This is a genomic window from Massilia sp. DD77 (assembly GCF_036961685.1).
In the GTDB taxonomy this organism is placed as follows: Bacteria; Pseudomonadota; Gammaproteobacteria; order Burkholderiales; family Burkholderiaceae_D; genus Telluria.
This window is the reverse complement of the sequence record NZ_JBAMDH010000005.1, coordinates 52,867-71,825: the sequence shown is the minus strand read 5'-3', so window position 1 is coordinate 71,825 and position 18,959 is coordinate 52,867. Positions and strand designations below refer to the sequence as shown.

Here is an 18,959-nt window from a genome sequence, read left to right as displayed (position 1 = left end):
GCGATTAGCGATCGATGGCGGCGGCGATCTGCTGGCACATCCGGTTGACCTTCGCCACGCCCGCGTCCTCGTTGTACATCCCCGCGGTGATCACCACTACCAGGTCTAGCCCCGGCGCCACGAACAGGCGCTGGCCGCCGTTGCCATAGGCGGCCGCCCAGCGCTGCCCGGTGCCCAGGGCCGGGATCGCGCCCAGCCACCACTGGTAGCCGTAATGGCGGCCGTCGCCGACCTCGGCATGCGGACGCAGCGCATCGTCCAACCATGCCGCCGGCACCACCTGGCGCCCGTCCCACTCCCCACGCTGCAGCACCAGCTGGCCGATCCTGGCCAGGTCGCGCGTCCGCATCCGCAGCCCGGCGAAAGCCAGCGGGCGGCCGCGCAGGTCCTGCATCCATTCCCAGTCCATGATCCCCAGCGGCGCGAACAGGCGCGTGCGCGCATAGTCGGACACAGGCATGCCGACACCGCGCTCGAGCAGCCTGGCCAGCACCGCCGTGGCGCCGCCGCTATAGTGGAAACGGGTGCCCGGCGGATGCAGCATGGGGCGCGACAGCACGGTTTTTTCCTGGGAGGCGCGCCAGTATAGCGCCAGTTCGTCGTTGCCCACCAGCCCGTACCGGTCGGGTTCCATCCATTCCAGCCCGCTGCTCATGCTGAGCAGGTGGCCGACCGTGATGGCCTCGCGCCCGCCACCCTTGAGCGCCGCCAGTTCGGGGAACAGGTCGAGCACCCGCGCGTCGAGCGACGGGGTCTTGCCTTCGGCCTGAGCAATGCCCCACAACAGTCCGGTGATGGACTTGCTGACCGAGCGCAGGTCATGCCGTGTATGGGCGTCGAAGTCGACGCTGCGCGCGAACAGGGAATACACCGAGCGGTCCTTGCCGGAGCGGTAGCGCTCCGCCACCATCTCGCCATGGCGCAGGATCACCAGCCCGTGCAGGTTGGCCTCGCCGGCCTGGAAGTCGCGCAGGACCCGGCACAGGCGATCGGCATCGAAGCCCTGGGCCACGATGGCCGTGCGCTCGGTGGAATGGCAGGCCAGCGCGGCGCCTGCCCAGCACCAGCAACAGACAGCGGCCGCGCGTAGCAGCCCTGCGAGGAAGGGAGGACGAGCAGGCGTTAGGTTCAGGGGGTGAGGCGCTTTCAATGGATCGGTCCAGTGGAGTAAGGAGGCGGCGAAGTGTGCCACGAAATCTCGCCCGCGCGCCGCTTCCCGGACGCCGGCACCCGATATCCATTCTCGGCGCATGGCGCGGCGTTCCGCTCCCCCCAAGGGTGGGGGCCTTACACTTTGATGACATCTCTACGCCGTCCCGGGCTGCTAGCATGTTTCCTTACAGTAACTACAAAAGGAAACCGACATGAAATCGAACCTGACCCGCCTTGCCGCGATGACGATGCTCTCGCTGGCCGTGAGCGCACCCTGGCACGCATTCGCGTCCGACAACCCGAACGGCAAGTGGGTGACCGGCTACTACGGCGGCTACTTCTGGGACAACAGCGACTACCAGGCGCCGCAGCACGTCGATATGACGGCCATGACCCACTTCGTCTTTGCGCGCATCGGCCCGGGCGGCGGCGCCAAGGGCCGGCCGGGCGACGTCGTCCTGGGGGCCGGCACCGCCCACGACCGCCGCGACCTGGGCCCCGGCGCGCCCTACGACATGACGGTCGAGGAATACATGGTCAAGCGCGCCCACCATGTGGGCATCAAGGCCCTGATCATGCTGGGCGGCGAAGGCGACAACGCCGGCTTCATCGCCTCGTCGCGTCCCGAAGTGCGCGCCACCTTCGTGAAGAACCTGGTCGACTACATGGTCGCCAAGGACTACGACGGCATCGACGTCGACTGGGAAGGCATCAAGGACGAGGCGCTCGAGGAGCAGGCCCTGCTGGAGGCCCTGATCGCCGACCTGCGCAAGGAAGCCAACGCGCGCCCGCGCTACCAGGACAAGCCGGTCATCATCACCTTCCCGGCCGGCATGCTGAACATGAACATCGACAAGGTCAGCGCCCACCAGTTGCGCGTGGCCGGGATGGTCGACCAGTACAACTTCATGAGCTATGGCATGGGCTGGTTCGGCCAGGGCTGGAACAGCACCACCTTCGCGCCGCTCACGGGCCACTCCCCGGCGCGGCCGATGTCGATTGCCGGCACCATCCAGAAATACGTCGAGGCCGGCGTGCCGCGCGCCAGGCTGGGCATGGGCCTGGGCTTCTACGGCATGCATTACGCGCCGCCCTATACGGGCCCGGACCAGGTGACCGACGGCGACCTGGCCAACTGGTCGGTCTACGACGTGCGCTGGAACTACCGCCAGCTGCACAAGCACGGCTACCTCGACACCGGCATCCATGCCTGGGACGCCGCCACCCAGACCAGCTACCGGACCTACCCGGGCGGCTATACGCCTGCCAGCCGTCCGGAATGGACCACCGGCTACCTGAGCTACGAGGAGCCGGCGACCATTGCCGCCAAGGGCGCCTGGGCGCAGTCGACGCGCGAGGGCGAAGGCGCCGGCGGCACCATCATCTGGCTGGTCAACTACGGCACCACCGACGGCGTGAACAACCCGCTCCTGACCGCCGTCAAGAAAGCCTTCATCGACCCGAATGCCACCGAGCCGGGCCCGAACCCGAACCCGCTGCCGCCGCCCCCGCCGCTCGTCGTCGAGAGCAGCCTGGCCGCCACCAACGACTGGGGCACGGGCTACTGCGGCACCCTCACCGTGCGCAACGTCGGCTCGACGGCCGGCGAGTGGACGGTGGAGCGCGCCTTCGCCGACACCGTCACCTCGCTCTGGAACGGCAGCTACACCCTGGCCGACAAGATCCTCCGCGTGAAAGGCGCGAACTGGAACAAGATGCTGCGGCCCGGCGAGTCGACCGAGATCGGCCTTTGCGCCACCCGTCCGGCCAAGCCGGTGGAACAGCCGCCGGAACTGCCGGCCGGCGCGCTCGCGGCCAGCCTCAGGATCACGGCCGACTGGACCAGCGGCTACTGCGCCGCGGTGTCGGTCACCAATACCAGTGCCGTCAAGGCCGCAGGCTGGCGGGTGCAGGTGCCGAACATCCAGGGCACGGTGACCTCGTTCTGGAACGGCACGCACAGCATGGATGGTTCGACCATGATCCTGTCGGGGCCGGACTGGAACCGCGACCTGGCCGCAGGCGCCACCAATAGCGACGCCGGATTCTGCGCGGCACGCTGAACGCCGGGACGGGTGGTGTGGATTTCCGCGAGATTCCGGGGCGCCCACAGGCGCTATACTCCGCCTATTTCACGTCCCACATCGCCCGCCTATGCCTCTGCCATTCCTGCCCTTTCCCCCTCGTCACGCGCGGCGCCTGGCCGCTGTCGCGTCCGGGTTCCTCCTGGGCGCGGCGCTGCCCGGGGCGGCTCTCGCCTGCGACACGTCCGAGGACTGCATACGGGGCATCATGGCGGTCGCGCGCGCCGGCCGGGATGTCGAACAACTGCCGCTGATCGCCAGGCTGAAGCGCCTCGGCGGCCCAGCGCCGCGGCAAGCCGGCAGCTATGAGGCGGCGGCCGAGGAACAGCGCAGGCTGGCGCAGGCGCACCTGCAGGCCGGAAGGCATCGCGAAGCGGAGCAGGTGCTGGTCAAGGCGCTTGCCGCGCTGCCGACCCACGCCAATTTCTGGAGCACGCTCGCGACCGCGCTGCAGATGCAGGGCAAGAACGACGACGCCGTGTCGGCGCTCGTCACGTCGCAAGCCTGGAGCCATGACCCGGACGAAGTCGCGCGCGGTTTCGAACGCGTGGGACAGGACACGGCGTTCGGCGGCGCCCTCTATCGCGCCGCGGCCGATGCGATCGCCGCCAACGCCGCCGCCCGGACCAAGTTCGAGGCGAGCCTGCCGCCGGTGCCGGCCCGCGAGACCGGCAGCCCGGAAGGGCCGGACAGCGCCCTGGCCTATATCGACCTGGCATCCTGCGAGCGCCCGGACTATCCGTGGCTGGCCCGCGATAGGGAAGCGCAAGGCAAGGTCGGGCTGCTGTTCTACGTCGGCGCCGACGGCAGGCCGCAGTATGTGAAGCGCACGCTGTCCAGCGGCACTACCGCGCTCGACAACGACACCGTCGCCGCGCTGGGCGTGTGCCGCTTCCGGCCGGCGCGCAAGGATGGCGTTGCGATAGCCGGCTGGTCCAAGCTGGAATACATCTGGCGGATCGAGTGAATCCGGCTTCGGGGTCCAGCTTTCGGCGTCCAGTTTCAAGGACAGGCGTCGCGGCCGCCCCCTCGCCTGGCTCCCCACTTCCGCCACACTAGCGTCCCGTGGCGCAATCGAACGCGCCGTGAAAGCACGCCATGCACATCGGGATTGAAATCGGGGGCAGTCACGGCGGCATCCGGTCCACGCAATATGGAAAGTTTCCGCAACCGCCTGCCATGACGCCTTTTCTCCATCGTGGCTCCCGCAGCCCTGTGATAGCAAGGCTGGACTCCGAGCGAGCCCGACAGTTCGAGTTCCACACGCAAGGGTGACCGCACCATGAAGAACCTGTCCGGCATGCTTCTCTCGATAGCCGGGGGCCTGCTCGCCGCCGCCACGCTGCTCGCGGCCACCGCCTACGTCGGCTTCACGGTCCTCTGGATGCATGCGCCCTTGCTGCTTGTTCTGGGGCTGGCGGTCCCCACAGCCTTGTTCCCGCTCGGGCTGGCCTGGCTGCTCGGGAGGCTCGGAAAGCGCCTGCGCAGCAGCACCCCCGTGATCCCGTCCTCGCGCCCGGCAAGATGGCTGCTTGCCGGCGCCACCCTGGCCCTGCTCGGCTATGGCGCCAGCTTCGCCTCCACGCTGGTCAAACACCATCAATGCAGCATGGAGTCCAGCAACCGCGCGGGCACGGGGGCATCCCAGGTTCGCAAGGATGGAGGCGAGCAGGTATGCGCCATCGCGCTCGAGCGCTACGATATCTCGTTCGGATCCATCGAGCGTGCCACGCGGAAGCTGGCTTTCACGCCGGTCGACCTGACGCGTACGCCTTTCGCCCAGCTCGACGCCCTCGGCGGCACGGCCGAGTACATCGCCGGCCAGCCTTCGCGCCTGTACCGGGGTTTTCGCACCGGGGACGGGCATCGCCTGACCCTGTTCGAGCACGACATGTCCGTCGATGGCACCCGCGCCTGGCGCGACCCCAAGGACGAACCGGAGCGCATCAACGGCCTGCCGGCAAGGCTGATCGTGCTGGTGGACGGCGCCGGGGCCGCGGTCTCGCACCTGTCCTGGTTCGAGGGGAGGCGCGCCTACGAGTTGTGGGTCGACGCCAACGTGATCGGGACGCCGCTGCGTGCGCGCCTGTTCGCGCTCGCGGCATCGCTGCCGCCTTCGGTCCCCGGCTGCCCGGATGAGGTACCGCCAAAGCCCTGGCAAGTGGGGCCCGACGGGTTTCCGGTCGACGAGCCCATGCCGGCCGTGATCAGCCAGGCCGAGATCGATGCGAAGACCGGCCAGCGAAAGGGTAGGTGCAATGGAGCTCCGCCCTAAGGAATCCAAGCGGCGCGGTACTGTTCGGGAGTAGAATCCGGCTCCAATAGCAGAAAGGCGAGCAATGAAGAAAACCGACCTGGCAAAGAGCGACGCGAAGAAACTGATGAACAAGATGGGGGCAAAGAACGCTGCGTTCGGCGCCGCCGCCAGCACATCGGCGCCCGACCGCCGCGAACAGCGCGAGCGTGAACGTGCCCTGGGCCTGGTGCCTTTTGCCGTCAAGCTCAATGGCGACCTGGTGCAGCAGTTGCGGCAACTCAGCGAAGAGCGCGGTGTCGAGCTGGGGCAGCTGGTGACCGAGCTGCTGCAAAAGGGCTTGTCCGACTGAGTCCGCCCCGGCGACGCCTACCGTGAACAGGCTACTTGGACTCGTCCTGTGCGTGGCCGCCGCCGGCTACCTCGGCGCGTGCGCCCTGTTGTTCTTCAAACAGCGCTCGCTCATCTATTTTCCTCCCCGCATGGCGGCGCTGCGGGCGCCGCAGGTGACGACGCTGGCGGTGCCGGACGCGCTGCTGGTCGTGTCGCAGCGCCCGAGGCCGGGGCCAAAAGCCCTGATCTACCTCGGGGGCAACGCGGAGGACGTCTCGGCCAGCCTGCCCCAGCTGGCGCAGGCTTTTCCCGAACGCTCTCTCTTCCTGCTGCACTACCGCGGCTACGCGGGCAGCTCGGGCAGCCCGTCCGAGGCGGCACTGGTGGCCGATGCGCTGGCCTTGTTCGACAAGGTGGCGGCGGACCATGAGGATGTGGCGATCGTCGGGCGCAGCCTGGGCAGCGGCATCGCGGTCCAGGTGGCGGCGGCGCGCCGGGTCAGCAAGCTGGTCCTGGTCACTCCCTACGATAGCCTGGTGGACCTGGCCGCTTCCCACTTCCCCTACTTCCCGGTGCGCTGGCTGCTGCGGGACAAGTACGAATCCTGGCGCCACGCGCCCAGGGTCGGCGCCCCCGTCCTGGTCGTGGCCGCCGGCGACGATGAGATCATCCCGCGCAGGAGCACGGACCTGCTGGCCTCGCGCTTTGCGCCGGGACGCGTGAGCCTGCGCGTCATCGAAGGATCCGGGCACAATACGCTATCCGACAGCGCCGCCTATACGGCGGCGCTGCAATGGGCACAATAGGCATCCCACCACCAACAGGAGACAAAGCATGCACTACCAGGGAAGCTGCCACTGCGGCGCCGTCGCTTTCGACGTCGAAGGCGAGATCGATGGCGCCATGGCCTGTAACTGTTCGATCTGCTCGCGCAAGGGATCGCTGCTGTGGTTCGTAACGCGCGATAAGCTCCGCCTGAAGACGCCGGAGGAAGCCGCCAGCACCTACATGTTCAACAAGCACGTGATCAAGCACCGCTTCTGCCCGACCTGCGGCATCCATCCCTACGGCGAGGGATCGGATCCGAAAGGCAATGCCATGGCCGCCATCAATATTCGCTGCCTCGAGAACCTGGACCTGGACGGCATCCCGGTGCACCACTACGACGGACGCGCACACTAATGTGAGCGGCGCACCCCGGCCTTCAGCACGTCCCGGACCTGGGGCGTGGCCGCATACGGATCGGCCGGCGCCGCGCCCTTGACGATCGCATCGAAGCGCTCGGCCACCGCGCCCAGCGCCTGCGGGTGCGAGTAGAGGTAGAAGCGGCCTTCGCGGATGCCGTCGAAGGTCAGGCGCGCCACGTCCTCGGCCGACACCTTGCCGGAACCGACCGCCTTCTCGGTCAGCGCCTGGGCGGCCATCTGGCTGGCGGTGACGCCTTCCTGGCTGTGCAGCTCGGCGGGCCGGTTGCGGTGCGAGTGGGCGATGGCGGTCGGCACGAAATACGGACACAGCACCGACGCGCCGATCGGCGCATCGACCAGGCGCAGGTCGTGGTAGAGCGTTTCGGTCAGGGCCACCACGGCATGCTTGGAGACGTTGTACACGCCCAGGGCCGGCGCCGTGAGCAGTCCGGCCATCGAGGCGGTATTGACGATGTGCCCCTCGAAGCCGGGATGCTTCTGCGCACACTCGAGCATGACGCGGGTGAACACGCGCACCCCGTGGATCACGCCCCACAGGTTCACGCCCAGCACCCATTCCCAGTCCTGTTCCGAGTTCTCCCAGACCAGGCCGCCCGAACCGACGCCGGCATTGTTGAACACCAGGTGCACGGCGCCGAAGCGCGCGACGGCGGAATCCGCCAGTTCCTGGACGTGCGCCCCTTTGCTGACGTCGCACACCATGGCCAGCACCTCGGCGCCGCCGTGCAGCAGCTCGTCGGCCGCGTGCTCGAGCGCCTTGGTCTGGACGTCGGCCAGCACCAGCTTCATGCCCAGCCCGGCCGCCACGCTGGCGAACTCGCGCCCCAGGCCGCTGGCGGCGCCGGTGATGACGGCGACCTTGCCGTGAAACTCCTTCATCGCTCTCTCCCCCTGCCCTGGATCAGACTGCCGACACGCCGCCGTCGACGGCCAGCGTCTGCCCTGTGATGTGCTTGCCGGCGTCGGAGGCGAACAGCACCACCGCGCCCTTCAGGTCCTCGTCGTCGCCGAGGCGGTTCAGCGGCGCATCCTTGGCCAGAGCATCCTCGCCGAAGGTCGCCAGCACCCCCTTGGTCATCTTGGACGGGAAGAAGCCCGGCGCGATCGAATTGACCGTGATGCCGTGGCGTCCCCACTCTCCCGCGAGGGTACGGGTGAAATTTACCACCGCGCCCTTGGACGTGTTGTACGCGAGGGTTTGCATGGTGCCGGGCGGATTGCCGGCCAGGCCGGCAATCGATGAGATATTGACGATGCGCCCGTAGCGGCGCGGGATCATGGACAGCTTGCCGACCCGCTGCGATACCAGGAACATGGCGCGCACGTTCAGGTTCATCACCTTGTCCCAGGCTTCGACCGGATAGTCCTCGGCCGGGGCGCCCCAGCTGGCGCCGGCATTGTTGACCAGGATGTCGACCTGGCCGAGGATGCGCAGCGCCTCGTCCACGAAGGCGTGGGCCTGGGCTTCGTCCGACAGGTCGGCCGCGATGCTGGAGGCCTCGATGCCGCGCGCCTTCAGGTGGGCGACGGCGTCGTCGAGTTCTTCCTGCTTGCGCGAGGAAATCACCAGGCGTGCGCCCTGCTCGCCGAGCGCTTCGGCCATCTGCAGGCCGAGCCCGCGCGAACCGCCGGTGACGATGGCGGTCTTGCCTTTCAGTGAAAACAGTTCGTGGGTACTGCGCATGCGTGTCTCCCTTGTTTTTGTTTGCATAAGCTGGTGGACGCGTGACGGATCAAACCTCGTAATCCATGCACTGGCGCGCTTCGCGGATCGCGCCGATGAAAGGCACCAGGGCCTTGTGGGTCGGATGCGTGGCATAGGCCTCGAGCGCAGCCCTGTCCTCGAACTCCGAGTACAGCACCACGTCGTAGGTCGCTTCCAGACCCGGCTGGGCGATCACCACCTCGAAGGCGAGGATGCCGGGGACGATGCGGGCGCATTCGTCCAGGCGCCGCTTCATCTCGCGCGCATTGGCGGCGCGATCCGCGCCTTCCGCCTGGTCCTTCAGCTTCCACATGACGATATGCTTGATCATCCCTTCTCCTGAATTTCCGTCAAACGACTTCGAACAATCCCGCCGCGCCCTGGCCGCCGCCAACGCACATGGTGGCCACCACATATTTCACACCGCGGCGCTTGCCTTCGATCAGCGCATGGCCCACCAGACGCGCGCCGGACACCCCATAGGGATGGCCGACCGCGATCGCGCCGCCGTTCACGTTGAGGCGGTCCATGGGGATGCCGAGGCGGTCGGCGCAATACAGTACCTGCACGGCGAAGGCTTCGTTCAGTTCCCACAGGCCGATGTCATCCACCGTCAGGCCGGCCTTCTGCAGCAGCTTGGGAATGGCGAAAACGGGACCGATGCCCATTTCGTCCGGTTCGCAGCCGGCCACCACGTAGCCGCGGAAGATGCCGAGCGGCTGCAGGCCACGGGCTTGCGCCAGGCGGCCGCTCATGACGATGGCGGCGGCGGCGCCGTCCGAGAACTGGCTGGCGTTGCCGGCGCTGATCACGCCGCCCGGCAGCGCGGGACGGATCCTGGCCACGCCCTCCAGCGTGGTGTCGGCGCGGATGCCTTCGTCGGCGGCGATGGTGACTTCGCGCGTGAGCAGCATGCCGGAGGCCTTGTCGGCCACGCCCATCACCGTGGTCATGGGCACGATCTCGGCATCGAACAGGCCCGCGGCCTGGGCGGCGGCGGCGCGCTGCTGGCTGCGCACGCCGTATTCGTCCTGGCGCTCGCGCGGGATCGCATAGCGGCGCGCCACCGTCTCGGCGGTCTGCAGCATGGGCCAGTAAAGTTCCGGCTTGTGCTTCTTGAGCCGGGTTTCATACAGCATGTGGCGGTTCATCTCCTGCTGGACGCAGGAAATCGATTCGACGCCGCCTGCGGCGAAGATCTCGCCTTCGCCGGCCAGGATGCGCTGGGCCGCCAGGGCGATGGTCTGCAGGCCCGAGGAGCAGAAGCGGTTGACCGTCATGCCGGGCACCGTCACCGGGCAACCGGCCCGCAGGGCGACCTGGCGCGCGATATTGACACCGGTGGCGCCCTCGGGGTTGGCGCAGCCCATCATGACATCCTCGACCTCGCCCGGCTCGATGCCGGCGCGCGCGATGGCCGCGTCCAGCACATGGCCGCCGAGGGTGGCGCCATGCGTCATGTTGAAGGCGCCCTTCCACGACTTGGCCAGGGCGGTGCGGGCGGAAGAAACGATCACGGCGTCTTGCATGCGGGTCTCCTGTTGTTGTTCGCGCGGGGGCCTGGACCGGACGAGCATAGCATATTAAGAACGGTCGTTCGTGATGAAACCTGCAAGTCATCCTTGCCGCCCCGGGCCGCCGTCCGACGAGCAAACGGCGGGCCGTCCGACGCCCCTGCGGGCCGCACGCGCGTGCCGGCGTAAGCTTGGCGTAAGCTTGGCGCAAGAATCGTGTAAGGTTTGCGGAACACACTCGGACCCAGCTGATGAAGAATTGGCAATGCGAACGTTCTGGCCGATGAGCAGGCCAAACCGCAGCGCAGTCAGCAATCCGCCAAGCATCAATCCGAAAGACAATTACTATACGGAGACACACATGGCTATCACACCCGGCATGACCGCCGGAGGCAAGGCAACAGCCCCCTCCACCGGTCTGACCAAGGAAGAACGCAAGGTTATCGTCGCTTCTTCCCTGGGTACCGTTTTTGAATGGTACGACTTCTACCTCTACGGCTCGCTCGCCTCCATCATCGCCAAGCAGTTCTTCATCGGCGACCCGACCACCACCTTCATCTTCGCGCTCATGGCCTTCGCCGCGGGCTTCATCGTGCGTCCCTTCGGCGCGCTGGTGTTCGGCCGCCTGGGTGACATGATCGGCCGCAAGTACACCTTCCTGGTGACCATCCTGATCATGGGTGCGTCGACCTTCCTGGTCGGCCTGCTGCCGAGCCATGCGCAAATCGGCATCGCGGCCCCGATCATCCTGGTCACCTTGCGCATCCTGCAGGGCCTGGCCCTCGGCGGCGAATACGGCGGCGCCGCCACCTACGTGGCCGAGCACGCACCGCATGGCAAGCGCGGCCTGTTCACCTCCTTCATCCAGACCACGGCCACCGTGGGCCTGTTCATGTCGCTGCTGGTCATCCTCGGCACCCGTACCGCGATGGGCGAAGAGGAATTCCAGGCCTGGGGCTGGCGGATTCCCTTCCTGATCTCGGTGGTCCTGCTGGGCATCTCGGTGTGGATCAGGATGTCGATGGCCGAATCGCCGGCTTTCGCGAAGATGAAGGCCGAGGGCAAGACCTCGAAAGCCCCGCTGTCGGAAGCCTTCCTGAACTGGAAGAACGGCAAGATCGCCCTGCTGGCGCTGGTCGGCCTGACCATGGGGCAGGCCGTGGTGTGGTACACCGGCCAGTTCTACGCCCTGTTCTTCCTGACCAAGACCCTCAAGATCGACGAGCCGACCTCGAACATCCTGATCGCCATCTCGCTGCTGCTGGCGACCCCGTTCTTCATCTTCTTCGGCTCGCTGTCGGACAAGATCGGCCGCAAGAAGATCATCCTGGGCGGCTGCCTGATCGCCGCGGTGACCTATTTCCCGATTTTCAAGGCGATCACCCACTACGGCAACCCGGCCCTGGAGAACGCGATCAACACCTCGCCGGTGGTGGTCGTGGCCGATCCGAACACCTGCAGTTTCCAGGTCGACGCCACCGGCACCAAGAAATTCCCGTCCTCCTGCGATATCGCCACCCGCATGCTGACCGCGGCGTCGGTGAGCTACACCCGCCAGGACGCCCCGGCCGGCACCATCGCTTCGGTGAAGGTGGGCGAGACCACGTTCCAGTCGTTCAACGCGGTCATGACCCCGGACAACCTGAACTTCGACGCGGCCAGCAAGGAACGCGAAACCGCGCTGAAGAAGGAAGTGACGACGGCCCTGAAGGCCGCCGGCTATCCGGACAAGGCCGACCCGGCGGCGGTGAACAAGCCGATGCTGGTGCTGCTGCTGTTCATCCTGGTGATCTACGTGACCATGGTGTACGGCCCGATCGCGGCGATGCTGGTGGAGATGTTCCCGACCCGCATCCGCTACACCTCGATGTCCCTGCCCTACCACATCGGCAACGGCTGGTTCGGCGGCCTGCTGCCGACCACCACCTTCGCGCTGGTGGCCTTCAAGGGCGACATCTACTACGGCCTGTGGTATCCGATCATCATCGCCCTGATCACCGTCGTGGTGGGGGCGCTGTTCATTCGCGAGACCAAGGACAACGACATCTACGCGCAAGACTGATCGGCGGATCGGTTAACGGAAAATGCCGCTGGGGACAGCGGCATTTTTTTCGTGGCCTTGGACGCAAACCTGGATCCCGGCCTTCGCCGGGATGACGGTCTCGAGGCTATAGGTCAACTCAAACAACGTCGTTCCGGCGAAGGCCGGAACCCAAGTTGGTAGCATGCCGCTAGCTCACACCACGGCCATTCAGCCGTTGAACCCTTTTCCTTCCCCCGCCAGCTTCACCATCAGCGGCGCCGCCTTCCACGCCTCCCCATGCCGCCCGCGCGCATATTTCTCCATCGCGGCCAGCACGTTCGGCAAGCCCACGCTGTCCGCGTAGAACATCGGCCCGCCGCGATGCAGCGGGAAGCCATAGCCCGTCAGGTAGACCATGTCGATATCCGAGGCGCGCAGCGCGATGCCCTCCTCCAGGATCTTCGCGCCTTCGTTCGCCAGTGCGAACACAAGGCGCTCGACGATCTCCGCGTCCGGGATCGCACGGCGCGTCACGCCGATGTCGGCCGAGTGGCGCACGATCATGTCGTTGACCTGTTCCGAGGGATAGGCCTTGCGGTCGCCGGGCTTGTAGTCGTACCAGCCGGCGCCGGTCTTCTGGCCGAAGCGGCCCTGCTCGCACAGCAGGTCCGCGCTCTTCGAATACGCGATCTCGGGCGACTCGATGGCGCGGCGCTTGCGGATGTACCAGCCGACGTCGTTGCCCGCCAGGTCGCTCATCCGGAACGGGCCCATGGCGAAGCCGAAGCCTTCGATGGCCGCGTCGACCTGCTCCGGCAGCGCGCCTTCGTCCAGCATGAAGTAGGCCTGGCGCAGGTATTGTTCCAGCATGCGGTTGCCGATGAAACCGTCACACACGCCCGACACCACGCCGGTCTTCTTGATTTTCTTGGCCAGCGCCATGGCGGTGGCCAGTACGTCCTTGCCGGTCGCCTTGCCGCGCACGATCTCGAGCAGCTTCATCACATTGGCCGGGCTGAAGAAGTGCAGGCCGATCACGTCCTGCGGGCGGCCGGTGAAGCCGGCGATGCGGTCCAGGTCCAGGGTCGAGGTGTTCGACGCCAGGATCGCGCCTGGCTTCATCACCCGGTCCAGCTCGCGGAACACGCTCTCCTTGACGCCCATGTCCTCGAACACCGCCTCGATCACGATATCGGCCTGGGCGATGTCCTGGTAGTCCAGGGTGGTGCGGATCAGGTTCATGCGCTGGTCGAGCTTCTCGGCCGTCAGCTTGCCCTTCTTGACACTGCTCTCGTAGTTCTTGCGGATCGTGGCCAGGCCGCGCTCGAGCGCGTCCTGCCGCGTTTCGAGAATGGTGACGGGAATGCCGGCGTTGGCGAAATTCATGGCGATGCCGCCGCCCATGGTGCCCGCGCCCACCACCGCCGCGCTGGCGATCGCGCGCACCGGGGTGTCGGACGGCACGTCGGGAATCTTGCCAACCGCGCGCTCGGCAAAGAAGGAGTGGCGCAGCGCCTTCGATTCAGGGGTCTGGGTCAGGTGCAGGAAGCGTTCGCGCTCGAACTTCAGGCCGGCCTCGAAATCCTTGCTGGTCACCGAGGCGGCCACCGCCTCGACGCACTCCAGCGGCGCCGGGAAGGGACCCGCCATCGCTTTCACGGTGTTGCGCGAGAACTGGAGGAAGGCTTCGTGGTTCGGGTAGTCGACCTTGCGGTCGCGCACTTTCGGCAGCGGACGGACACCGGCAACTTTTTGCGCGAAGGCGACGGCGGCTTCGAGCAAGTCGGTGCCGGCCGGGAAGACCTCGTCGAACAAGGCGGTCTGCGCCAGCTTCTCGGATGGCACCGGGGTGCCGGAGACCACCATGTTGAGCGCCATTTCCAGACCCAGCAAGCGCGGCAGGCGCTGGGTGCCGCCGGCGCCCGGCAGCAGGCCAAGCTTGACTTCCGGCAGCGCGATCTGGGCGTCCGGCAAGGCCACGCGGTAATTGCAGCCGAGGGCCAGTTCCAGGCCGCCGCCCATGCACACCGTGTGGATCGCGGCCACCACCGGCTTGGAGGCGTTTTCCACCGCCCGGATCAGGGAATGCAGGGTCGGTTCGGTGAGCGCCTTGGGCGAATTGAACTCGCGGATATCCGCGCCTCCCGAGAACGCCTTGCCGGCGCCCGTGATCACGATCGCCTGCACCGCCTCGTCGGTCTCGGCGCGCCGCACGCCCTCGACGGCGGCGCTGCGGGTGGCCAGTCCGAGGCCGTTGACCGGCGGATTGTTCAGCGTGATGACGGCAACATTGCCGTGGACCTGGTAATCGGCGCTCATGTCTCTTCTTCTCCTTATCGGTTGAAAGCTATCCCGGCAACTATAACCGAATTAATAGAACGTTCGTATTATTTCGGCAATCTATGCGGTCTTGATGACCGATCGATGACAGGCTATCGGCCCGTTGTAAAACGACCAAAAGTCGAAAAAAACCTGCTAACCGAACGCAACAATTCGCCTGCGCTCCGGCCCGCTGGCGCACAATACTCGCTCGCGTGCCAATAAGACAATAAACAGGCTTGGCTTTCCTCAAGCCAGCCCGATGGGGAGAGAGAGAATGCGCAGCAAAATCACGTTCAGGGTGACGCTCGCCGTCGCCCTCGTACTCGGTGTCCAGTACCTGACCGACGGCGTGCCGGTCCATTATCTGTTTGGCGAAGAGGAGCTTCCCGCGCTATCCAACTGGTGGGGATTGTTCCTGCTGCCGGCCGTCACCTGGCTGGCGCTGGGCCAGGTGCGCCCCGGCTACGACGGCGCAGCCCTGCTCAAGGACTTCATCGGCGGCCTGCTGTTCGGCGGCGCCCTGGCCCTCTTCTACGAGCACGGGCGCCCGGACTTGTCCGACTTCCTTGGCGAAGGCCTGGTCTTCCTGATGCTTTCCTATCCCATCTACCGCGCCGGATGCGTGCTCGGTTTCGTGTTCGGCGCCGCCTATGCCTTCGGGCCCGTGGTCCCCGTGCTCGCCGCCTGCCTCCTGGCGCCGGCGGCCTACCTGGGCCACCATGGACTGCGGCTGGCCTGGGAACTGGTTGCCGCGTGGTTCCGCCCGGCGCCCGAACGGCCAGCCGGGCCGCATAGCCAGTCGCGCGCCGAGCAGCAGAACATGCAGCACGCATTGCATTCCGCCGAATAGCTGCCACAATCCTCCTGTCCAGTTAACGAGGAGTCAGCATGCGCGGTCAACTCACTGTCGCCGTGGCCTTCGCCACGGCGCTCATCCTGGTGTGGCAGCATACCGGCAGCGGCGTCCCGGCGCACCACCTGCTCGCGCGCCAGGACATGCCCGCGGTCTCCAACTGGTGGGGCCTGCTGCTCTTGCCGCTGCTGACCTGGGTGAGCGCCAGCCGCATCGAGCACCGCTTCAAGGGGCCCGCCCTGGCCGCCGGCGCCGCGCCCGGCTTCTGCGCCGGCCTGCTGTTCGGCGCCGCCATCGCTTTCTTCTTCAGCAGCGGACGCGCCGACCTGTGCGAGTACCTGATGCAGGGCTTGCTGCTGCTGGCGCTGTTCGTCCCGATCTACCGCGCCGAAGCCGTGCTCGGCTTCGTGTTTGGCCTGACCTACGCCTTCGGTCCGGTGTTGCCGGTGCTGGTCGCCTGTGCGCTGGCCGTGATCGGCTACGTGCTGTACCAAGCGCCGCGCCTGCTGTGGTCGGCGGTCGGTGCGCTGCGGCGGCGCTAGCGGCTCATTTGCGGCGCCTGGCGGGTCGCGGCAGCGGGAATACATCCGCCACGATGATGCTGTCGCCGATCTGGCGGCTGGCCGAGGCCGAGTCGTAGACGACCATCAGGCCGTCTTCCCCGTCCTGGCCCGGGAACAGGGTCATGCCCTCCGGATGGTCGACGCCTTCGCCGTAGGGTAGCGACAGCACGCGTTGCAGCTGCTCGTGCGGCAGCACGCCCTCCTGGCCAGGCGCCGCGCCGCCGGGCCAGCGGTAGACGTAGACAGGGCCGTCCAGGTCCATGGTCGGTCCGGCCAGGATGAGCAGGTCTTTTCCCTGCACGCACAGGTCGCGGATGCCGAGGCCATGCAGGTCGACGAAATGCTTGCGGTACAGCCGGCCTTCGCCATCGACTGGCCCCAGGCGCAGCCTGCCGGGCTGCTCGTCCTCGACCGGGGCCACTTCGACGATCGCCGCCCAGCCCCGCAGCACCGGGCCGCGCAGGCCCAGCAGCAAGTGCTTGCCGGCGACCGCGATCCCCTCGATGTCGAATCCGTTGTCCTTGCCGGGAATGGCGAGGAAGGGGCCGAAGTGCTCGTCCTGCTTCAGCAGTGCGGTGAGTTCGTTGCCGTGCTCGTCCCCGCGCAGCAGCGCGGCGCTGCGGCGCTTGCCCTTGTGCTCGACTTCCTTCGCCAGGGTCGGAGCGTCGTCCTCCGCCACCACGGGAATGCGCGCCAGCAGGTAGCGGTTGCCGTCGGCGCCCACCGAACACAGGCGCTTGTGCGCTTTCTTCGCGCCGTCACCCGGCTTGGGCTGCTTGCGGCGCAGGCTGTGCGAGCCGACCAGCCACAGGTATTTGTCGTCGCAGGCCAGGCCCTCGATATCGGCCTCGTTGATGTCGTCCCTGGTTTCGCCATGCGGCGGCAGGGGCAGGTCGAGGAAGTCGTGCAGGGCGTACTGCTTGTGATCGCGCGTGAAACTGCTTTTTCCCGAGCTGTCGCTGTCCGCCAGGGCCAGGCGCTCCAGGCTGACCGATTCGTCGTTCGCCAGCCAGAGCGTCTTCCCCATGCGCAGGGCCACGGACAGGCCGTCTCGCAACTCCTTGTCGTGGGTGAGGTTGTCGTGCTCGGGATGGAATTCGAGCAGGACGATATTCGATGGATGCATGCGCCGTCTCCGTGCGGTTCACGATACGGCAGAGCATACCGCCAAGCCGGCGGATGCGGCGCAGGCCTGTCAGGCGGTCGGCAGGTGGTATTCCCCGTAGGCCTCGCGCAGCTTGTTCTTCTGGATCTTGCCGGTGCCGCCCACCGGCAGGCTGTCGGCGAACACCACGTCGTCCGGGATCCACCACTTGGCGACCTTCCCGTCGAAGAAGGCGAGCAGCTCCTCGCGCGCCACCTCCATGCCCGGACGGCGCACCACGACCAGCAGCGGCCGTTCGCTCCACTTCGGATGCGGCACGCCGATACAGGCCGCCTGCAGCACCGCCGGGTGGGCCATCGCGACGTTTTCCAGGTCGATCGAGCCGATCCACTCGCCGCCCGACTTGATCACGTCCTTGCTGCGGTCCGTGATCGCCAGGTAGCCATCCTCGTCGATGGTGGCCACGTCGCCGGTCGGGAACCAGCCGTCCTGCAGCACCTCGCCGCCTTCGTCGCGGTAGTAGCCGGACACCACCCACGGCCCCTTCACCAGCAGGTGGCCATAGGTCACGCCGTCCCAGGGCAGCTCGGTGCCGTCGTCGTCGACGATCTTCATGTCGACGCCGTAGATCGCATGGCCCTGCTTGCGCAGCACGGCGCGCTGCTCCTCGACCGGCAGCCTGGTGTGCTTGCCCATCAGGGTGCAGGCGGTGCCGAGCGGCGACATCTCGGTCATGCCCCAGGCGTGAATCACCTGCACGCGCAGGCGGTCGATCAGGGTGTCCATCATCGCCGGCGGGCAGGCCGAGCCGCCGATCACGGTGCGCCGGAAGGTCGAGAAGCGCAGGTCGTTCTGCATCACGTAGTTGATCAGGCCGAGCCACACCGTCGGCACGCCGGCCGAGAAAGTGACGCCCTCCTGCTCGAACAGCTCGTACAGCGACTTGCCGTCCAGGGCCGCGCCAGGATAGACCATCTTGGCGCCCGACAGCAGGACCGAGTACGGCAGGCCCCAGGCGTTCACGTGGAACATCGGCACCACCGGCAGCACCACATCGGCCGAGGACACGTTGAGGGCGTTCGGCATCGCCGAGGCGTAGGCGTGCAGCACGGTCGAGCGGTGCGAGTACAGCGCGCCCTTCGGGTTGCCGGTCGTGCCGGAGGTGTAGCACAGGGCGGCGGCGCTGCGCTCGTCGAACTGGGGCCAGCGGTAGTCGCCGGGGGCGGCTTCCACCAGCTCCTCGTAGCACAGCAGCATCGGGATATCGGTCTTGGCCGGCATGTGCTCGCGTCCGCACATGGCCACGTAGCCCTTCACCGTCTTGCAGCTGCGCGCCATGGCCTCGATCGCCGGCAGGAAAGTCAGGTCGAAGAACAGGAACTGGTCTTCCGCGTGGTTGATGATGTAGGCGATCTGCTCGGGGTGCAGGCGCGGGTTGATGGTATGCAGCACGGCGCCTGAGCCGGACACGCCGTAGTACAGCTCCATGTGGCGGTAGCCGTTCCAGGCCAGGGTGGCGACACGCTCGCCCATCTTGACGCCGAGGCCGGCCAGCGCGTGGGCCAGTTTGCGCGAGCGCTGCTCGCATTCGCGGTAGGTATAGCGGTGGATGTCGCCCTCGACCCGGCGCGACACGATCTCGCTGTCGCCGTAGTGGCGGGCCGCGAACTCGATAATGCTCGAGATCAGCAGCGGCTGGTCCATCATCTGGCCCATCAGCGGGCTCGTCGGGTAGTCGGTCATTGGCGTCTCCATATTCATTTAGCAACTTCACGAAAGTTGTAACGTGCGAATAGCACGGGCGTCAATGCAATTCGATGATGCGATGCAGCAGTTATCCAGG

Annotated in this window: 17 protein-coding genes; 9 read left to right on the top strand and 8 right to left on the bottom strand. The window is 66.9% G+C overall.

Features of this window, described 5'->3' with window-relative positions; genetic code table 11:
• Window positions 1-4 precede the first annotated feature (4 nt).
• Window positions 5-1,150 carry a serine hydrolase domain-containing protein gene (locus V7778_RS03845; protein WP_335552016.1) on the bottom strand — a complete coding sequence of 382 codons (1,146 nt, stop codon included), beginning with the start codon at window positions 1,148-1,150 and terminating at the stop codon, window positions 5-7.
• A 214-nt stretch (window positions 1,151-1,364) separates the two neighbouring features.
• On the opposite strand from V7778_RS03845, the gene V7778_RS03840 reads away from it, so the two are divergent.
• The 6 genes from V7778_RS03840 to V7778_RS03815 all read left to right on the top strand — a co-directional run bounded on the left by V7778_RS03840 (window position 1,365) and on the right by V7778_RS03815 (window position 7,005).
• Window positions 1,365-3,215: a cellulose binding domain-containing protein gene (locus tag V7778_RS03840; RefSeq protein ID WP_335552015.1), complete on the top strand. Its 1,851-nt coding sequence runs from the start codon at window positions 1,365-1,367 to the stop codon at window positions 3,213-3,215.
• Between the two features lie 91 nt (window positions 3,216-3,306).
• The gene (locus V7778_RS03835) at window positions 3,307-4,203 is read left to right on the top strand and encodes an energy transducer TonB (protein ID WP_335552014.1); all 897 of its coding nucleotides are present in this window, start codon (window positions 3,307-3,309) and stop codon (window positions 4,201-4,203) included.
• A gap of 333 nt (window positions 4,204-4,536) precedes the next feature.
• Window positions 4,537-5,511, top strand: a complete 975-nt coding sequence (locus tag V7778_RS03830) for a hypothetical protein (RefSeq protein WP_335552013.1) — start codon at window positions 4,537-4,539, stop codon at window positions 5,509-5,511.
• Between the two features lie 64 nt (window positions 5,512-5,575).
• Window positions 5,576-5,842: a hypothetical protein gene (locus tag V7778_RS03825; RefSeq protein WP_335552012.1), complete on the top strand. Its 267-nt coding sequence runs from the start codon at window positions 5,576-5,578 to the stop codon at window positions 5,840-5,842.
• Between the two features lie 22 nt (window positions 5,843-5,864).
• Window positions 5,865-6,629, top strand: a complete 765-nt coding sequence (locus V7778_RS03820) for an alpha/beta hydrolase (protein WP_335552011.1) — start codon at window positions 5,865-5,867, stop codon at window positions 6,627-6,629.
• Between the two features lie 28 nt (window positions 6,630-6,657).
• Window positions 6,658-7,005 carry a GFA family protein gene (locus V7778_RS03815; RefSeq protein WP_335552010.1) on the top strand — a complete coding sequence of 116 codons (348 nt, stop codon included), beginning with the start codon at window positions 6,658-6,660 and terminating at the stop codon, window positions 7,003-7,005.
• On the opposite strand, the gene V7778_RS03810 is transcribed toward V7778_RS03815, so the two are convergent.
• From V7778_RS03810 to V7778_RS03795, 4 genes are read right to left on the bottom strand one after another with little or no spacing between them, the layout of a single operon-like run.
• Window positions 7,002-7,910 (bottom strand): SDR family oxidoreductase, encoded by a 909-nt coding sequence (locus V7778_RS03810; protein ID WP_335552009.1) that lies wholly within the window; start codon window positions 7,908-7,910, stop codon window positions 7,002-7,004. The genes V7778_RS03815 and V7778_RS03810 overlap by 4 nt on opposite strands.
• Before the next feature lie 22 nt (window positions 7,911-7,932).
• Window positions 7,933-8,715 (bottom strand): SDR family oxidoreductase, encoded by a 783-nt coding sequence (locus tag V7778_RS03805; protein ID WP_335552008.1) that lies wholly within the window; start codon window positions 8,713-8,715, stop codon window positions 7,933-7,935.
• 49 nt (window positions 8,716-8,764) lie between these two features.
• Window positions 8,765-9,067: a Dabb family protein gene (locus tag V7778_RS03800; protein WP_335552007.1), complete on the bottom strand. Its 303-nt coding sequence runs from the start codon at window positions 9,065-9,067 to the stop codon at window positions 8,765-8,767.
• Window positions 9,068-9,086: 19 nt separating this feature from the next.
• The gene (locus V7778_RS03795; RefSeq protein WP_335552006.1) at window positions 9,087-10,265 is read right to left on the bottom strand and encodes an acetyl-CoA C-acyltransferase; all 1,179 of its coding nucleotides are present in this window, start codon (window positions 10,263-10,265) and stop codon (window positions 9,087-9,089) included.
• A gap of 346 nt (window positions 10,266-10,611) precedes the next feature.
• On the opposite strand from V7778_RS03795, the gene V7778_RS03790 reads away from it, so the two are divergent.
• A complete protein-coding gene (locus V7778_RS03790) occupies window positions 10,612-12,312 on the top strand; it encodes an MFS transporter (RefSeq protein ID WP_335552005.1) in 1,701 nt (566 codons plus the stop codon).
• Between the two features lie 189 nt (window positions 12,313-12,501).
• On the opposite strand, the gene V7778_RS03785 is transcribed toward V7778_RS03790, so the two are convergent.
• Window positions 12,502-14,592 carry a 3-hydroxyacyl-CoA dehydrogenase NAD-binding domain-containing protein gene (locus tag V7778_RS03785; RefSeq protein ID WP_335552004.1) on the bottom strand — a complete coding sequence of 697 codons (2,091 nt, stop codon included), beginning with the start codon at window positions 14,590-14,592 and terminating at the stop codon, window positions 12,502-12,504.
• A 277-nt stretch (window positions 14,593-14,869) separates the two neighbouring features.
• Here V7778_RS03785 and V7778_RS03780 point away from each other — a divergent pair, with 277 nt between their 5' ends.
• Both V7778_RS03780 and V7778_RS03775 read left to right on the top strand, forming a co-directional pair.
• Window positions 14,870-15,445: a hypothetical protein gene (locus tag V7778_RS03780; protein WP_335552003.1), complete on the top strand. Its 576-nt coding sequence runs from the start codon at window positions 14,870-14,872 to the stop codon at window positions 15,443-15,445.
• A 38-nt stretch (window positions 15,446-15,483) separates the two neighbouring features.
• Window positions 15,484-15,990 (top strand): hypothetical protein, encoded by a 507-nt coding sequence (locus V7778_RS03775; RefSeq protein ID WP_335552002.1) that lies wholly within the window; start codon window positions 15,484-15,486, stop codon window positions 15,988-15,990.
• Window positions 15,991-15,994: 4 nt separating this feature from the next.
• Here the strand turns inward: V7778_RS03775 and V7778_RS03770 are convergent, their stop codons facing one another.
• Both V7778_RS03770 and V7778_RS03765 read right to left on the bottom strand, forming a co-directional pair.
• The gene (locus V7778_RS03770; RefSeq protein WP_335552001.1) at window positions 15,995-17,137 is read right to left on the bottom strand and encodes a DUF3616 domain-containing protein; all 1,143 of its coding nucleotides are present in this window, start codon (window positions 17,135-17,137) and stop codon (window positions 15,995-15,997) included.
• 69 nt (window positions 17,138-17,206) lie between these two features.
• Window positions 17,207-18,859 (bottom strand): 3-(methylthio)propionyl-CoA ligase, encoded by a 1,653-nt coding sequence (locus V7778_RS03765; RefSeq protein ID WP_335552000.1) that lies wholly within the window; start codon window positions 18,857-18,859, stop codon window positions 17,207-17,209.
• Window positions 18,860-18,959: the final 100 nt, after the last annotated feature.

Excerpts from the sequence above, each read along its gene's own strand:
- V7778_RS03775 (WP_335552002.1), top strand. The coding sequence starts at position 15,484 with ATGCGCGGTCAACTCACTGTCGCCGTGGCCTTCGCCACGGCGCTCATC.
- V7778_RS03795 (WP_335552006.1), bottom strand. The coding sequence starts at position 10,265 with ATGCAAGACGCCGTGATCGTTTCTTCCGCCCGCACCGCCCTGGCCAAG.
- V7778_RS03765 (WP_335552000.1), bottom strand. The coding sequence starts at position 18,859 with ATGACCGACTACCCGACGAGCCCGCTGATGGGCCAGATGATGGACCAG.
- V7778_RS03840 (WP_335552015.1), top strand. The coding sequence starts at position 1,365 with ATGAAATCGAACCTGACCCGCCTTGCCGCGATGACGATGCTCTCGCTG.
- V7778_RS03825 (WP_335552012.1), top strand. The coding sequence starts at position 5,576 with ATGAAGAAAACCGACCTGGCAAAGAGCGACGCGAAGAAACTGATGAAC.
- V7778_RS03810 (WP_335552009.1), bottom strand. The coding sequence starts at position 7,910 with ATGAAGGAGTTTCACGGCAAGGTCGCCGTCATCACCGGCGCCGCCAGC.
- V7778_RS03805 (WP_335552008.1), bottom strand. The coding sequence starts at position 8,715 with ATGCGCAGTACCCACGAACTGTTTTCACTGAAAGGCAAGACCGCCATC.
- V7778_RS03770 (WP_335552001.1), bottom strand. The coding sequence starts at position 17,137 with ATGCATCCATCGAATATCGTCCTGCTCGAATTCCATCCCGAGCACGAC.
- V7778_RS03790 (WP_335552005.1), top strand. The coding sequence starts at position 10,612 with ATGGCTATCACACCCGGCATGACCGCCGGAGGCAAGGCAACAGCCCCC.
- V7778_RS03785 (WP_335552004.1), bottom strand. The coding sequence starts at position 14,592 with ATGAGCGCCGATTACCAGGTCCACGGCAATGTTGCCGTCATCACGCTG.
- V7778_RS03800 (WP_335552007.1), bottom strand. The coding sequence starts at position 9,067 with ATGATCAAGCATATCGTCATGTGGAAGCTGAAGGACCAGGCGGAAGGC.
- V7778_RS03780 (WP_335552003.1), top strand. The coding sequence starts at position 14,870 with ATGCGCAGCAAAATCACGTTCAGGGTGACGCTCGCCGTCGCCCTCGTA.
- V7778_RS03835 (WP_335552014.1), top strand. The coding sequence starts at position 3,307 with ATGCCTCTGCCATTCCTGCCCTTTCCCCCTCGTCACGCGCGGCGCCTG.
- V7778_RS03815 (WP_335552010.1), top strand. The coding sequence starts at position 6,658 with ATGCACTACCAGGGAAGCTGCCACTGCGGCGCCGTCGCTTTCGACGTC.
- V7778_RS03830 (WP_335552013.1), top strand. The coding sequence starts at position 4,537 with ATGCTTCTCTCGATAGCCGGGGGCCTGCTCGCCGCCGCCACGCTGCTC.